Source organism: Halomonas halodenitrificans DSM 735 (genome assembly GCF_000620045.1).
Lineage (GTDB): Bacteria > Pseudomonadota > Gammaproteobacteria > Pseudomonadales > Halomonadaceae > Halomonas > Halomonas halodenitrificans.
Map to the genome: position 1 here is coordinate 94121 of NZ_JHVH01000002.1, position 13787 is coordinate 107907.

Consider the following 13787-nt stretch of genomic DNA (forward strand, 5'->3'; position numbering starts at 1 on the left):
CGGGTACAATGCCGGGTACATTTCCCGTGGATGACCGCCTGCATGGAACTCAAGAACGATCGCTTTCTACGCGCCCTGGCGCGTCAGCCGGTGGACCGGACTCCGGTATGGATGATGCGTCAGGCCGGCCGCTACCTGCCGGAATATCGCGCCGCCCGCGCCGATGCCGGCAGCTTCATGGATCTGTGCCGCAATCAGGAACTGGCCTGCGAAGTCACGATGCAGCCCCTGGAACGCTACCCGCTGGATGCGGCGATCCTCTTCTCGGATATTCTCACGATTCCCGATGCCATGGGCCTGGGGCTCTACTTCGAGACCGGTGAAGGACCCAAGTTTCGCAAGACGGTCCGTAGCGCCGACGATGTGGCGGCCCTCAGCGTGCCCGATGCCGACCGCGACCTGGATTACGTGATGCGTGCGGTTTCCACCATTCGTCGCGAGCTGAACGGGCGCGTGCCGCTGATCGGCTTCTCCGGCAGCCCCTGGACGCTGGCGACCTATATGGTCGAGGGCGGCTCCAGCAAGGACTTCCGGCATATCAAGAGCATGCTCTATGATACGCCCAGCGTAATGCATGATCTGCTCGATACCCTGGCCACATCGGTGACCGACTACCTCAATGCCCAGATTCGCGCCGGTGCCCAGGCCGTACAGATCTTCGACACCTGGGGAGGCGCCCTTACTACTCCGGCCTATCTGGAATTCTCGCTGCGTTACATGGAGCAGATCGTCGCCGGCCTGATCCGTGAGCATGAGGGTCGCCGTGTGCCGGTGATCCTGTTTACCAAGAACGGCGGTCAGTGGCTCGAGGATATCGTGCTGGCCGGCTCCGATGCCGTGGGCCTGGACTGGAGCACCGAGCTCTCCGATGCCCGGGCTCGGGTGGGTCACAAGGTGGCCCTGCAGGGCAACCTCGACCCCAACGTGCTGTTCGCTCGCCCGTCGGCGATTCGTGCCGAAGTGGCGCGTATCCTGGAGAGTTATGGCGAGGGGCCGGGGCATATCTTCAACCTGGGGCACGGCATCAGCCAGTTCACCAACCCCGATAACGTCACCGCCTTCATGGATGCGTTGCATGATCTGAGCCCGGCCTATCATCGCAATATTGTCCATGGCTAGGAGGGCATGGCTTGATGGCCTGAAACGCCTGCACGACCGGCGCCGCCTATGGGCGGCGCTGGCCGTTGTGGTGGCGCTGGTGGTGGCTCTTGGCAGCCTGACGTCGGGCAGCGAAATGCCCAGCCGGTTGCCCTGGGACAAGCTGAATCACTTCGTCGGCTATGCCGGTCTCGCCGGCCTGACGGGCCTGGCCGGCGTGCGCTTGCCCGTTGCCCTGCTGCTGGCCGTTGGTTATGGCGGCATCATCGAGTTCACCCAGATGGCGATACCGGGGCGCAGCGGGGGTGACTGGGCCGATATCCTGGCCAATGGCCTGGGTGGTGTATCGGCGGTACTGCTGCTGGTCGGCCTGCGCCGGCTGATGCAGAGAAGGCGTGGTGGCTGAAGGCGCTCGTCGGTGTCTGCCAGGCGTGACTAGAGGCGTGGCTCCTGAGGTGGTGGCGCATCCTGAGAGGCGTCGGCAGAGCCCGGGGAAGGCTCGCGATTGCTTCGGGAGCGTAGCGGCTCGGCGGGGCGCATCACGCGGGGGCTGCCTACCGCATCGTCGTCGGCGGACAGCGGCCTGGCCTTGCTGGTCCAGGCGGCTTGAGGGTCGTGCACCGCCGGGCGGCGCTCCCAGGAGCGCGTGATGACCGGCTCGGCCCGCAGCTGGTTAGCCAGATGGTGGGGCAGCAGCCAGAGCTCGACCATCAGGCGCAGCAGTATGGCGCCCAGCAGCCACAGACCGCCGCACAGTGCCAGGCTGGGCCAGCTGTCCTGCCAGGTGGTGGCGGTCAGCCACGGCGTGTGCGGAGCGATCCATAGCGCCGCCACGAGGGCCAGACCGACCTGCAGCAGCAGGTGGCAGCTAAGCAGGGTGCCGCGTGCTAGCGGGCGGCGAGGAAAGAGTAACTGACGCATCGGGGTCCTCACGGACTACATCGTGTGGGTAAGATGGGCCGACATCCCTGCCGGCCAGCGAGAATGCTACCCTAGAAATCGCCATTCTGCAGTTGTCGCCATTCGCCGTCAGTGGCGGGTTGACCCGGGATAAGTCGCTTGCCATGGTTGCTTCAGAGGCGGTTGGCATGGCGCCGACCGTCGTTCCACCGGTATCGAGGAGTGGCTATGACAACCTATATCGTGGTGGCGGATGCGGCACGGGCACGAATTTTTACCCGCGACGCGCTGGAGCTGGTCGAAAAGGAGAGCCTGGTACATTCCGAGAGCCGGCTGCACGAAGGCGACCTGGTAACGGATCGCGGTTCCGATGTACATGAGTCGACCGGGACGTCTTCGCGCTCCTCCGGGGGCGAGAGCATGGCGCGAACCCATGAAGAGCAGGTATTCGCCAAGCAGGTGGCCGAGCGACTCTACCGGGCGCGCACCGACAATAGCCTGGCAAAGCTGATTCTGGTGGCGCCGGCCCGCTTTCTCGGTCAGCTACGCGACAAGCTCGACGGCCCCACCGCGAAGTTGGTGATCCACTCCCTGACCAAGGACCTGACCAAGTCGAATCTCGAGGTGATCCAGGAGGCGGTCAGCGATATGCGCTGATCACGGCGATTTTCTCGAACGACATCGGGCCCGGCATTGCCGGGCCCGATGTCGTTCGGAGAGTGGCTCACCCTGCCGTCAGGGCACCGGCGGCAGATCGATCTGGTCGCTGCGAGTGATGTTCTCGGTCATTTGCCGGCATAGCTTGAGGAACTCGCGCATGCCGGTGGCAAGGTACTTGTGGCGGTGCCAGATAAAGGTGAACTGGCGGCTCAGATCCAGTTCCGGGGTCACGATCGGCACCAGGCTGCCGCGACGGAAGGCATCACGCAGCGCCAGCCGTGAGACACAACCGATGCCCAGCCCCGATTCTACCGCACGCTTGATGCCCTCTGTGTGTTCCAGCTCCAGCAGCACGTTGAAGCGGCCACGGCGATGGCGGGCCGCCTGCTCCAGGGTCAGGCGCGTCCCCGAACCCTCCTCGCGCATGATCCAGGCCTCACGCATTAGCCGTCCCAGCTCCACTTCCCCGGCCGTCGCCAGGGGATGGCGGGGTGAACAGAACACCACCAGTTCATCCTCGACCCAGGTCTGGGAGACCACGTCCTCTTCTTCACACTGCCCTTCGATCAATCCGAGGTCCAGCTGATGATGACGCACGCTGTCGACGATGGCGCGAGTATTGCGAACCGCCAGCCGGACTCGGCTGCCGGGATGGCGCTGCATGAAGTCGCTGATCAGCAGGGTGGCCAGGTAGTTGCCGATGGTGAGGGTGGCGCCGACGTCGAGCACGCCGATGCCCTGCTGACCGTGGAGCAACTCCTCGACCTCTTCGGCGCGATCGAGCAGCGCTACCGCCTTGGGCAGCAGCTGGAAGCCCAGGGCGTTGAGGCGCAGGCGCTTGCCGTGGCGGTCCAGCAGCTGGCAGTTGAACTGCTTTTCCAGTTCGGCGAGGGCACTGCTGGCGGCGGACTGGGAAAGTGCCAGGGCACGAGCCGCACGGGATACGCTCTCGTGCTGGGCCACTGCCACAAAGACCTCCAGCTGACGCAGGGTAAAGCGCATGGGGCGGACTCCAATGACTCATATCAAGGTTATGGATAAACGTTATCCATACAATCCATTTAACAGATAACGCCTCCTGACTTAGAATTCAATTCAAATATTTAGTTAATTTTTATTCTTTTTTAGAATATCAAGGAGCCGGCATGAGTAAGTTTGCTTTGGAAGAGGTGCTAAGCGTCCATCACTGGAACGATACCCTGTTCAGTTTCCGCACCACCCGCGAGCGAAGCCTGCGCTTCAAGAACGGTCAGTTCGTGATGATCGGCCTCGAGGTGAGTGGCAAGCCGCTGATGCGTGCCTATTCCGTTGCCAGCCCCAACTATGAGGACCATCTGGAGTTCTTCAGCATCAAGGTGCCCGACGGCCCGCTGACCTCGCGGCTGCAGCATCTCGAGGTGGGTGACCAGATAATGGTAAGCCGCAAGCCCACCGGTACCCTGGTTACCGATGACCTGCTGCCGGGACGCAACCTCTATCTGCTGTCGACCGGCACCGGGCTCGCCCCCTTCATGAGCCTGATCCAGGATCCCGAGGTGTACGAGCGTTTCGAGAAGGTGGTGCTGGTGCACGGGGTGCGCAATGTCAGCGAGCTGGCCTATGCCGACTTTATCCAGAAGGAGCTGCCGGCCCACGAGTATCTGGGCGAAGAGATCAGCGCGAAGCTGATTTATTACCCGACGGTGACCCGCGAGACCTTCCATACCATGGGCCGCCTGACCGATCACATCCGCAGTGGCAAGCTCGCCGAGGATACCGGCCTGCCGGCCCTGGATCCCAAGCAGGACCGCGCCATGCTCTGCGGCAGCCCGGCCATGCTGGAAAGCACCAGCGAGCTGCTCGATGAGCTGGGCTTCAAGATCTCACCGCGCATGGGGGAGCCCGGCGATTATGTGATCGAGCGCGCCTTCGTGGAGAAATGACCCGGGCATAGCCCGGCTGCGCCGGGCGCTGGAATAGGTTCCTGGCCCTCTGGGGACAGACCCCGGCCAAGCCGTCCCGGCTCGTCTTGGTACACCTTGCTTACGGTGTTTCCGCCGCCGGGGTCTGTCCCCGAAGGACTCAGCTTCCAGCTTTTACACGGCATCCTTGCCGGTCTCGCCGGTGCGGATGCGGAGGTTCGGCTTCCCGATCACCTGCTCCAGCGGAGTGACGAAGATCTTGCCGTCGCCGATCTTGCTGAAGGTATAAGCGCCACGCTGGTGATGGCTTTACACGGCATCCTTGCCGGTTTCGCCGGTACGGATGCGGAGGTTCGGCTTCCCGATCACCTGCTCCAGCGGAGTGACGAAGATCTTGCCGTCGCCGATCTTGCTGAAGGTATAAGCGCCACGCTGGTGATGGCTTTAGACAGCATCCTTGCCGGTCTCGCCGGTACGGATGCGGATCACCTGCTCCAGCGGGGTGACGAAGATCTTGCCGTCGCCGATCTTGCCGGTATTCGCCACGCTGGTGATGGCGTCGATCACCTGCTCCGCCATCTCGTCATCCACGGCGACCTCGAGCTTGACCTTGGGCAGGAAGTCCACCACATACTCGGCACCCCGATAGAGCTCGGTATGACCCTTCTGGCGGCCGAAACCCTTCACTTCGGTAACGGTGATGCCCTGTACGCCGATCTCCGAGAGGGATTCCCTCACGTCGTCGAGCTTGAAGGGCTTGATGATGGCGGTCACCAGTTTCATGGTTGATTCCTCGTCGGTTCTTGGGCGGACATGCCGCCGGCCATAGGCGGATTGCATATAGGATACACTCCGCCGGCGGGGAAGAAAAAAGCCCCCTTGCGGGGGCCAGGTGGAGCACGCCGGCTCACTCGTGGCGCGTTGCCTTCATTTCCCGGTAACGCTGAACTCGGGATAGGCCTCCATGCCGCACTCGGTCAGATCCACACCCTCGTACTCTTCCTCTTCACTGACGCGGATGCCCATTGCCGCCTTGAGCATCAGCCAGACGATCAGGCTGGCTCCGAAGACCCAGGCGAAGATACCGACGATGCCGAGCAGCTGGGCGCCGAAGGTGGCGTCGGCATTGGAGAGGGGGACCGCCAGCAGGCCCCAGATGCCGACCACCCCGTGCACCGAAATGGCACCGACCGGGTCATCGACCCTCAGCTTGTCGAGGGCCACGATGGCGGCGATCACGATGGCCCCACCCACGGCACCGATCAGGGCGGCACCCGCCGCGGAGGGGGCCAGCGGCTCGGCGGTGATGGCCACCAGGCCGGCCAGGGCACCGTTGAGGGTCATGGTGAGGTCGGCCTTGCGGAACCACAGCTTGGCCACGGTCAGGGCGGCGACGACACCGCCGGCGGCCGCGGCGTTGGTGTTGACCAGCACCTGGGCGACGCTGTTGGCGGAGCCGATGTCAGAGACCTTGAGCTCGGACCCACCATTGAAGCCGAACCAGCCCATCCACAGGATAAAGGTACCCAGAGTCGCCAGCGGCAGGTTGGCACCGGGAATGGCGTAGATGCTGCCGTCTCTGCCGTACTTGCCCTTGCGGGGCCCCAGGATCAGCACGCCGGCCAGGGCCGCGGCCGCGCCGGCCATATGCACGATGCCGGAGCCGGCATAGTCGGAGAAGCCGGCCGCTGCGAGCCAGCCACCGCCCCAGGTCCAGTAGCCCGAGACCGGATAGATCAGACCGGTCATGACCACGGCGAAGGCCAGAAAGGCCCACAGCTTCATGCGCTCGGCCACGGCGCCGGAGACGATGGACATGGCCGTCGCCACGAACACCACCTGGAAGAAGTAATCGGCGCGCTGGGCGTAGTAGGGGGCATCAACGCCGCCGGCCAGCACGGTATCCACGCCGTTCTCGCCGCCCAGCAGAACGCCCAGGTGGGGAAGGACGCCGCCGTCGGGGCTGGCGTACATGAGGTGATAGCCCACCAGCAGATACAGGGTGCCGGCGATGGCGAACAGGGCGATGTTCTTGGTGAGGATCTCGGCGGTGTTCTTGGCACGCACCAGGCCGGCCTCGAGCATGGCGAAGCCGGCGGCCATCCACATCACCAGCACGCCACAGATCAGAAGGTAGAAGGTATCGAGCGCATAGCTCAGTTCGGTCAGTTCATTCACGGGACGTCTCCAGGCGGGTAGGCTCCAAGCGGTGGCAGAGGGGGCGGCAATGCCTAGACGGCATCGGCGCCGCGTTCGCCGGTACGGATACGCATCACGTCGTCGAGGGGCATGACGAATACCTTGCCGTCGCCGATCTTGCCGCTGCCGGCGGCGGCGCAGATGGCATCGAGCACCCCTTCCAGTTGGCCGTCGTCCACGGCGACCTCGACCTTGACCTTGGGCAGGAAGTCGACGACGTATTCGGCGCCACGATAGAGCTCGGTATGGCCCTTCTGGCGACCGAACCCCTTGACCTCGGTGACGGTGATGCCTTGTACGCCGTTATCGGCGAGGGCCTCGCGGACGTCGTCCAGCTTGAAGGGCTTGATGATCGCGCTGATCAGCTTCATGTCCTGTCTCCTCGTTGGCGATGAGAGGCGACCCGATGGGGCAGCTGAAAAGTACTAAGCGCATGACATGCCAAAAAAAGAAAACCCTATAAATATCAACTTTCTGTGAGTTATTTTGTGATGATCTGTGCCGCCGTCTCCGGGTTCCCGGCGGGGCAATGCCCCCCGATGGTGCCCGGGAGCACCCCTCACGCCCCGCAAGAGGGCATGCGTCACGGGGGCGCCACGCGTATCCTGTGGGGGATCATTCCCAATCAGGAGAATCGCCATGGCGACCCAGGACAGAATCGGCCGGTTGGCCCAGCAGATCGGCGAGCGCCTGCAGGGGGCCTCACAGGCGCCTGAAGAGGTGCAGAAAGGTGTTCAACAGGTCGTCAGGGGGGCCTTCGACCGCCTGGAGCTGGTTTCCCGCGAGGATTTCGACATCCTGATGGATGTGCTGCAGCGCACCCGCGCCAGGGTCGAGTCGCTGGAGAAGCAGGTGGCGGCCCTGGAGGCACTGGTGGAAGCCCAGTCCGACGCCGGGGCCGTGCCCGCTGACGCCGGAACGGTCGACGCGTCCGGCGAATCTGCCGCTGACGAGGCATCGACCCGGGCGGAAGAGGACGCCGACGAAGCGGGACGCTGAGGCGCGCGCTCCCTGGCTGGACTAGCCTGAAGGCAGTCCTTTCGCGAGGGAGCGCCGATGATGCTGGCGATCGTGCACACCCGGGCCGGTCTCGGCCTGGAGGCCCCTGCGGTGCAGGTAGAAGTGCACCTCTCCAACGGCCTGCCCAGCATGACGCTGGTCGGCCTGCCGGAGGCGGCGGTAAAGGAAAGCCGGGAACGGGTGCGCAGCGCCCTGGTCAATGCCGGCTTCGAGTATCCGCTGCGCCGCATCACCCTCAACCTGGCCCCCGCCGACCTGCCCAAGGAGGGCGGTCGCTTCGACCTGCCCATCGCCCTGGGGCTGCTGCTGGCCTCGGGGCAGCTGCCTCCCACCTGCCTGGAGAATATCGAGAGCGTCGGCGAGCTGGCGCTGGACGGTGCACTCCGACGTGTCGAGGGGGTGTTACCCCTGGCCCTGGCGGCGCGCCGCGCCGGTCGGCGCCTGATCGTGCCCCGGATCAACGCCGATGAGGCGGCGCTGGCCGGTGAGCTCGAGGTGTTGCCCGCCGATCATCTGCTCGAGGTAGTGGCCCATCTGCTGGGCCAGACCCCGATCACCCCCCACCGATTGTCGCGCCCGCCCCAGGCGGTACAGACACTGCCCGACCTCGCCGAGGTGCGCGGCCAGTTCCAGGCCCGCCGTGCCCTGGAGGTCGCCGCCGCCGGCGCCCATAACCTGCTCTTCGCCGGCCCGCCCGGCACCGGCAAGACCATGTTGGCCAGTCGCTTGCCGGGGATCCTGCCGCCGCTGACCGAGGAAGAGGCCCTCGAAGTGGCGGCGGTGCGCTCGGTCAATGGATTGCCGCTGCGCGCCGAGTGGGGGAGGCGTCCCTTTCGCTCGCCGCACCATACCGCCAGCGCCGTCGCGCTGGTAGGCGGCGGCGCCAAGCCGCGCCCCGGGGAGATCTCGCTGGCCCACCATGGGGTACTGTTCCTGGACGAGCTACCGGAGTTTCCGCGCCATGTGCTGGAGGTGATGCGTGAGCCCATGGAGTCGGGGCGCATCCATATCGCCCGGGCCAGCCACGAGCGCCGCTATCCGGCGCGTTTCCAGCTGGTGGCGGCGATGAACCCTTGCCCCTGTGGCCACCTGGGCGATCCGCGCCAGGCCTGCCACTGTACGGCGGCGCAGATCCAGCGCTATCAGGCGCGCCTCTCCGGCCCGCTGCTCGACCGCATCGATCTGCAGGTGGAGGTCCCGGCCCTGCCGCCGGAACAGCTGACGGCCAATCAGGCGGGTGAGGACTCCGCCACGGTGCGTCGGCGGGTGCTGGCGGCACGCGAGCGTCAGCTGGCGCGGGGGGCGCTCAACGCCCACCTGGCCGGGCGTGGGCTGGAGGCGGCCTGTGCCCTCTCGGCGGCCGACCGCGCCTGGCTGGCGGCGGTACTGGAGCGACTCCGGCTCTCGGCCCGGGCCTATCATCGCGTGCTGAGGGTGGCCTTGACCCTGGCCGACCTGGCGGGGGCGTCCAGGCCCGAGCGGGAGCAGTTGATCGAGGCGGTGGGCTATCGCCAGCTCGACCGGCTGCTGAAGGGGTGAATCCATGGCTGGCGCGGCCGATTCACTCAGGCCGAGGGGGATCCTCGGCCCCGATGCGGGAGGCTACGTCGTCAATATCCTGATGGCGCACATCCATGCCCTCGACCAGATAGATCACATACTCCGCCAGGTTGCTGGCATGGTCGCCGATGCGCTCGAGATCCGACGTGGCGCGGGTCACCGCTAGCACAAGGCGCAGGTCCGAGGCCGCCGGCTGACGGCGCATCAGCAGCAGGGCGCACTCGTCGTCGATCTTGATCTGCATGTCATTGACGCGCCGGTCGTTGGCTATTACCCGCTGCGCCAGTGCCGTGTCCGACTCGAGCAGCGAGCGCGTCGCATCCTGCACCTGCTTTTCCACCAGGGCACCCATGTCCATCAGATGCGCTTTCAATGCCTCCAGCTCCTGATGGAACTGGCAGGAAATATGCTGGCGATGGGAGTTGTTGGTCATGGTCATCGGTGGCCCTCCACAGGCATGGGCAACCACGCCCATGCCCGATCATGTCATCGTCGGTACGCCCTGCTCTTGCTGGGTGACAAGCGGGGCATGTCGCAGCCTCAAAGGCTAGCGAAGCTATGTTGCAAACAGGTTAAGCCCGGCGATCCTTCGTCTCCTCGCCAATGGGGCGGTGCCCAAGGCCCAGTTCACACGGTGCAGCGGCAGGTTTTCACAGGAGGGTGCAACGGGAGCGCGTAAGAAGAGCGAGCGACTCAGACGTGCGAGTAAGACGGGTTTTTTTGGGGCTGTCATGAAGTTGTCACCTTCGTGGGCCATCTTCGGCATCGCAAGGGACGAACACCTACCTCATCAGGAGCGCCTTCCATGAGCTGTACCTTTAACAACGATGCTTTCAAGCAACGCGCCTTCAAGACGACCTTCAAGACGACCTTCAAGACGACCGCCATCGCAGCCGCCGTCATCGGCGTGGTCGGTATTGCCCAGGCCCGGGACCAGGTTCGCATCGTGGGCTCCAGCACCGTGTACCCCTTTGCTAGCTATGTGGCCGAGGAGTTCGGGGCGACCACCGACTATCCGACACCGGTCATCGAATCCACCGGCTCCGGCGGTGGCCTGCGCCTGTTCTGCAACGGCATCGGCGAGGGCACCCCGGACATCAGCAATGCCTCGCGCCGCATGAAGCCTTCCGAGTTCGAGCGCTGTGTCGAGAACGGCGTCACCGATATCACCGAAGCCTTCGTCGGCTATGACGGCATCGCCCTCGCCCAGTCCGGCGCGAATCCGGCGATGGACGTGACCCGCGAACAGCTGTTCCTGGCCCTGGCCGCCAAGGTGCCGGTTGATGGTGAGCTAATCGACAATCCCTATGGCCGCTGGAATGAAGTCGATGCGTCCTTGCCGGACCGCGAGATCGCCGTCTATGGCCCGCCGACCACCTCCGGCACCCGGGACGCCTTCGAAGAGCTGGTGATGGAGGCCGCGTCCGAGTCAATGGAGGCCTATGGCGGTGATGGTTACACCGATATTCGCGCCGATGGGGCCTATGTCGATTCCGGCGAGAACGACAACCTGATCGTCAAGCGCCTTGCCGAGAACACCAGCGCCTTTGGCCTCTTCGGCTACTCCTTCCTCGAAGAGAACGCCGACACCCTGCAGGGCTCCAGCATCGATGGTGTGGCACCGACGCCCGAGGCCATCGGTAGCGGCGAGTATCCGGTATCCCGCTCGCTGTTCTTCTATATCAAGAACCAGCACGCCGAGGAGGTGCCGGCGCTGTATGCCTACGCCGAGCTGTTCATGAGCGAGCAGATGGTGGGGGATCTGGGCTATCTGAAGGGGGTCGGCCTGATCCCGGCCGAGTCGAGCCTGCGCGAGGATGCGCGCGACACGGTGGAACGCCGCGCCTCGCTTGAGCCGAGTGACCTCGACTGAACACTGCCCTGACCGTGCAGCATCGGCCGGCCACCCGCTGGGGGCCGGCCGTCGGGTATCGGCGGCATACGTGGATGACCATTGCGAGAGATAGCTATGTACACCGATCAATACCTTGCCCTGTTCTGTGCCGCCCTGGTGGTGTTGGGACTGGTCGCCTTCTTCACGGCGCGCGCCAAGGCGGCCAGGGTGCGGGCCGGCGGCACCGCGATGACGGCCCAGCCCGACCAGTATGGCTGGTTTGGCGTGCTGTCGACCGCCGCGCCGGCGCTTGGGGTAAGCCTGGTCGGCGCCATGAGCATGCTGCTGATCGGGGGGACGATCCCCACCGCCATGCTGCTGGTGGTCAGTATCGGCGTGGCCTGTATGGGCCTGGTGGGCGGCATCCTCATGGTCAGGCCGGCGTTTCACGCGCGTCGCGCCATCGAGGCGTTTGTGCGCTTCATGCTGGCCGGTGCCGCGTTGATCTCCATTCTCACCACCCTGGGCATTCTGGTCTCGATCATCAGCGAGGCGCTGCGCTTCTTCCAGATGCAGGGCTTCTGGGACTTCATCACCGGCACGGTCTGGAACCCCGGTGCCAGCTTCCTGGAGGCGGCCGGTCGTGGCGAGGAAGGCGCCAGTGCCGCCCAGTTCGGCTCGCTGCCGCTGTTTGCCGGCACCTTCATGATCACCGCGATCGCCATGCTGGTGGCCATTCCGATCGGTTTGCTGTCGGCCATCTACATGTCGGAGTTCGCCGGCTCGCGGGTGCGTGGCATCGCCAAGCCGGTGCTCGAGGTGCTGGCCGGCATTCCCACGGTGGTCTACGGCTTCTTCGCGGCGATTACCGTGGCGCCGTTGATCGTCACGGCGGCACAGCTGCTCGGCCTCGAGGCCGATTTCAACAACGCCCTGGCCCCGGGCATCGTCATGGGCATCATGATCATCCCGTTCATTTCCTCGTTGTCCGATGACGTCATCCACTCGGTGCCCGACAGCATGCGCCAGGGGGCGCTGGCGCTGGGCCTGACCCAGGGCGAGACCATCCGCGATGTGGTGGTGCCGGCGGCGCTGCCCGGCATTATCTCGGCCTCGCTGCTGGCGGTATCCCGGGCACTGGGGGAAACCATGATCGTGGTGATGGCGGCGGGCATGCTGCCCAACCTGACCGCCAATCCACTGGACAACATGACCACGGTCACGGTGCGTATCGTCGCCGCCCTGACCGGGGACCAGGAGTTTGCCAGCGCCGAGACGCTGTCCGCCTTTGCCCTGGGGCTGGTGCTGTTCGTGGTGACCCTGACGCTCAACCTGGTGTCGGTGATCATGATTCGCCGCTTTCGCGAGAAATATCGGGTCAACAATCTCTAAGTCGAGGAATCACTGGGATGACACACTCTTTCGACGCGATCAGCGCCCAGCTTCGGCGGCGGCATCGCAAGACCCGCTGGCTGAAGAGGCTATCCATGGGCGCACTTGGCCTGGCCGGCTTGTTTCTGGTGCTGTTTTTCACCGACATGCTGGTCAAGGGGCTGCCGGCCTTCAAGCAGGCGCAGATTCAGGTGGAAGTGGACTACAGCGAGCAGGCCAGTCGACTGCCGTTGGCGGCGGTATCCGATGCCGTGCGTCCGCTGGTCAGCCGCGGCTATCTGCGCCTGATTCCATCGCGCATGCGGGACGACCCGGCGCTTCAGGGCACCACGCGCAGCGAGTGGGTGCTGGCCGATGGCCAGGTGGATCAATACCTGAAGGGCCATCACAGCAAGCTGAGCGAGCGCGACACGGCGACGGTGAATCGGCTGCAGGCCGAGGGCCGGGTCGAGCTGCGTTTCAATACACGGTTTTTCACCAGCGGCGATTCCAAGATGCCCGAGCTCGCCGGCATCGCCTCGGCCGCCGTGGGCACCGTGCTGACCCTGATGGTGACGCTGGCCGTGGCCTTTCCGATTGGCGTGATGACGGCGATCTACCTGGAAGAGTTCGCGCCGGATAACCGCATGACCCAGCTGGTCGAGATCAACATCAATAATCTGGCGGCGATTCCCTCGATCCTGTATGGCCTGCTGGGGCTGGCGATCTTCATCAATGTCGTCGGCGTGCCGCGTTCGTCGCCGCTGGCCGGCGGGCTGACGCTGGCGCTGATGACCCTGCCGGTGATCATCATCTCGACTCGCACGGCGCTGCGTAGCGTGCCGGACACCATTCGCCATGCCGGCTTCGGCGTCGGTTGCTCGCGCTGGCAGGTGGTGCGCGACCATGTGTTGCCGCTGGCAATGCCCGGCATCATGACCGGCGCCATTATTGGTCTGGCCCAGGCCATGGGCGAGACCGCACCGCTGATCATCATCGGCATGGTGGCATTTATTCCCGATATCAGCGGCTCGGTGACCGATGCCGCCACGGTCATGCCGGCGCAGATATTTACCTGGGGAGGCGAGCCGGATCGCGCCTTCATCGAGAAGACTTCGGGCGGCATCCTGGTACTGCTGGCGGTGCTGATTTCCATGAATGCCGGTGCCGTCATGCTGCGCAAGCGGCTGGAGCGTCGCTGGTAATCCAGGCGTCATAGAGGACAAACGAGCTTGAACGCGAAG

At 64.8% G+C, this 13787-nt stretch carries 14 protein-coding genes and 1 pseudogene; 9 read left to right on the forward strand and 6 right to left on the reverse strand.

Translation table 11 applies throughout. The annotated features are described in order from the left end of the window. Positions 1-42: 42 nt before the first annotated feature. Both hemE and Q358_RS0102325 read left to right on the forward strand, forming a co-directional pair. Complete coding sequence (gene hemE / locus Q358_RS0102320; protein WP_156940848.1) at positions 43-1119, forward strand: uroporphyrinogen decarboxylase; 1077 nt, start codon at positions 43-45, stop codon at positions 1117-1119. Continuing rightward, positions 1112-1504, forward strand: a complete 393-nt coding sequence (locus tag Q358_RS0102325) for a VanZ family protein (protein WP_027960565.1) — start codon at positions 1112-1114, stop codon at positions 1502-1504. The genes hemE and Q358_RS0102325 overlap by 8 nt, the downstream gene beginning before the upstream one ends. 29 nt (positions 1505-1533) lie before the next feature. Here Q358_RS0102325 and Q358_RS0102330 read toward each other — a convergent pair whose 3' ends face one another. Further along, positions 1534-2019 (reverse strand): hypothetical protein, encoded by a 486-nt coding sequence (locus Q358_RS0102330; protein WP_027960566.1) that lies wholly within the window; start codon positions 2017-2019, stop codon positions 1534-1536. Positions 2020-2226: 207 nt separating this feature from the next. On the opposite strand from Q358_RS0102330, the gene Q358_RS0102335 reads away from it, so the two are divergent. Continuing rightward, positions 2227-2655, forward strand: a complete 429-nt coding sequence (locus Q358_RS0102335) for a host attachment protein (RefSeq protein WP_027960567.1) — start codon at positions 2227-2229, stop codon at positions 2653-2655. A gap of 78 nt (positions 2656-2733) precedes the next feature. On the opposite strand, the gene Q358_RS0102340 is transcribed toward Q358_RS0102335, so the two are convergent. Further along, positions 2734-3660 (reverse strand): LysR family transcriptional regulator, encoded by a 927-nt coding sequence (locus Q358_RS0102340; protein WP_027960568.1) that lies wholly within the window; start codon positions 3658-3660, stop codon positions 2734-2736. A gap of 143 nt (positions 3661-3803) precedes the next feature. Here Q358_RS0102340 and Q358_RS0102345 point away from each other — a divergent pair, with 143 nt between their 5' ends. Next, on the forward strand, positions 3804-4580 hold the full coding sequence (locus tag Q358_RS0102345) for a ferredoxin--NADP reductase (RefSeq protein ID WP_027960569.1): 777 nt from the start codon (positions 3804-3806) through the stop codon (positions 4578-4580). Positions 4581-5003: 423 nt separating this feature from the next. Here Q358_RS0102345 and glnK read toward each other — a convergent pair whose 3' ends face one another. From glnK to Q358_RS0102360, 3 genes are all read right to left on the reverse strand, one after another. Further along, positions 5004-5342, reverse strand: coding sequence for a P-II family nitrogen regulator (gene glnK, locus Q358_RS0102350; protein ID WP_027960570.1), 339 nt, complete (start codon positions 5340-5342; stop codon positions 5004-5006). 144 nt (positions 5343-5486) lie between these two features. Continuing rightward, positions 5487-6737 carry an ammonium transporter gene (locus tag Q358_RS0102355; RefSeq protein ID WP_027960571.1) on the reverse strand — a complete coding sequence of 417 codons (1251 nt, stop codon included), beginning with the start codon at positions 6735-6737 and terminating at the stop codon, positions 5487-5489. Between the two features lie 53 nt (positions 6738-6790). Next, positions 6791-7129 (reverse strand): P-II family nitrogen regulator, encoded by a 339-nt coding sequence (locus Q358_RS0102360; protein WP_027960572.1) that lies wholly within the window; start codon positions 7127-7129, stop codon positions 6791-6793. Positions 7130-7397: 268 nt separating this feature from the next. Here Q358_RS0102360 and Q358_RS0102365 point away from each other — a divergent pair, with 268 nt between their 5' ends. Continuing rightward, entirely contained in the window at positions 7398-7757 is a 360-nt protein-coding gene (locus Q358_RS0102365) for an accessory factor UbiK family protein (RefSeq protein ID WP_027960573.1), read from the forward strand. A 57-nt stretch (positions 7758-7814) separates the two neighbouring features. After that, positions 7815-9317, forward strand: coding sequence for a YifB family Mg chelatase-like AAA ATPase (locus Q358_RS0102370; protein ID WP_027960574.1), 1503 nt, complete (start codon positions 7815-7817; stop codon positions 9315-9317). A gap of 82 nt (positions 9318-9399) precedes the next feature. Here Q358_RS0102370 and Q358_RS0102375 read toward each other — a convergent pair. After that, positions 9400-9777: pseudogene (locus Q358_RS0102375) on the reverse strand (phosphate signaling complex PhoU family protein); the annotation flags it as partial. Positions 9778-10143: 366 nt separating this feature from the next. On the opposite strand from Q358_RS0102375, the gene Q358_RS0102380 reads away from it, so the two are divergent. From Q358_RS0102380 to pstA, 3 genes are all read left to right on the forward strand, one after another. After that, a complete protein-coding gene (locus Q358_RS0102380; RefSeq protein ID WP_084286414.1) occupies positions 10144-11211 on the forward strand; it encodes a PstS family phosphate ABC transporter substrate-binding protein in 1068 nt (355 codons plus the stop codon). A gap of 96 nt (positions 11212-11307) precedes the next feature. Beyond that, complete coding sequence (pstC, locus tag Q358_RS0102385; protein ID WP_027960577.1) at positions 11308-12564, forward strand: phosphate ABC transporter permease subunit PstC; 1257 nt, start codon at positions 11308-11310, stop codon at positions 12562-12564. A gap of 17 nt (positions 12565-12581) precedes the next feature. Then, on the forward strand, positions 12582-13748 hold the full coding sequence (gene pstA, locus Q358_RS0102390) for a phosphate ABC transporter permease PstA (RefSeq protein WP_027960578.1): 1167 nt from the start codon (positions 12582-12584) through the stop codon (positions 13746-13748). Positions 13749-13787: the final 39 nt, after the last annotated feature.

Coding starts and splice junctions, on each gene's coding strand:
- hemE (WP_156940848.1), top strand. CDS start 43: ATGGAACTCAAGAACGATCGCTTTCTACGCGCCCTGGCGCGTCAGCCG.
- Q358_RS0102325 (WP_027960565.1), top strand. CDS start 1,112: ATGGCTAGGAGGGCATGGCTTGATGGCCTGAAACGCCTGCACGACCGG.
- Q358_RS0102330 (WP_027960566.1), bottom strand. CDS start 2,019: ATGCGTCAGTTACTCTTTCCTCGCCGCCCGCTAGCACGCGGCACCCTG.
- Q358_RS0102335 (WP_027960567.1), top strand. CDS start 2,227: ATGACAACCTATATCGTGGTGGCGGATGCGGCACGGGCACGAATTTTT.
- Q358_RS0102340 (WP_027960568.1), bottom strand. CDS start 3,660: ATGCGCTTTACCCTGCGTCAGCTGGAGGTCTTTGTGGCAGTGGCCCAG.
- Q358_RS0102345 (WP_027960569.1), top strand. CDS start 3,804: ATGAGTAAGTTTGCTTTGGAAGAGGTGCTAAGCGTCCATCACTGGAAC.
- glnK (WP_027960570.1), bottom strand. CDS start 5,342: ATGAAACTGGTGACCGCCATCATCAAGCCCTTCAAGCTCGACGACGTG.
- Q358_RS0102360 (WP_027960572.1), bottom strand. CDS start 7,129: ATGAAGCTGATCAGCGCGATCATCAAGCCCTTCAAGCTGGACGACGTC.
- Q358_RS0102365 (WP_027960573.1), top strand. CDS start 7,398: ATGGCGACCCAGGACAGAATCGGCCGGTTGGCCCAGCAGATCGGCGAG.
- Q358_RS0102370 (WP_027960574.1), top strand. CDS start 7,815: ATGATGCTGGCGATCGTGCACACCCGGGCCGGTCTCGGCCTGGAGGCC.
- Q358_RS0102380 (WP_084286414.1), top strand. CDS start 10,144: ATGAGCTGTACCTTTAACAACGATGCTTTCAAGCAACGCGCCTTCAAG.
- pstC (WP_027960577.1), top strand. CDS start 11,308: ATGTACACCGATCAATACCTTGCCCTGTTCTGTGCCGCCCTGGTGGTG.
- pstA (WP_027960578.1), top strand. CDS start 12,582: ATGACACACTCTTTCGACGCGATCAGCGCCCAGCTTCGGCGGCGGCAT.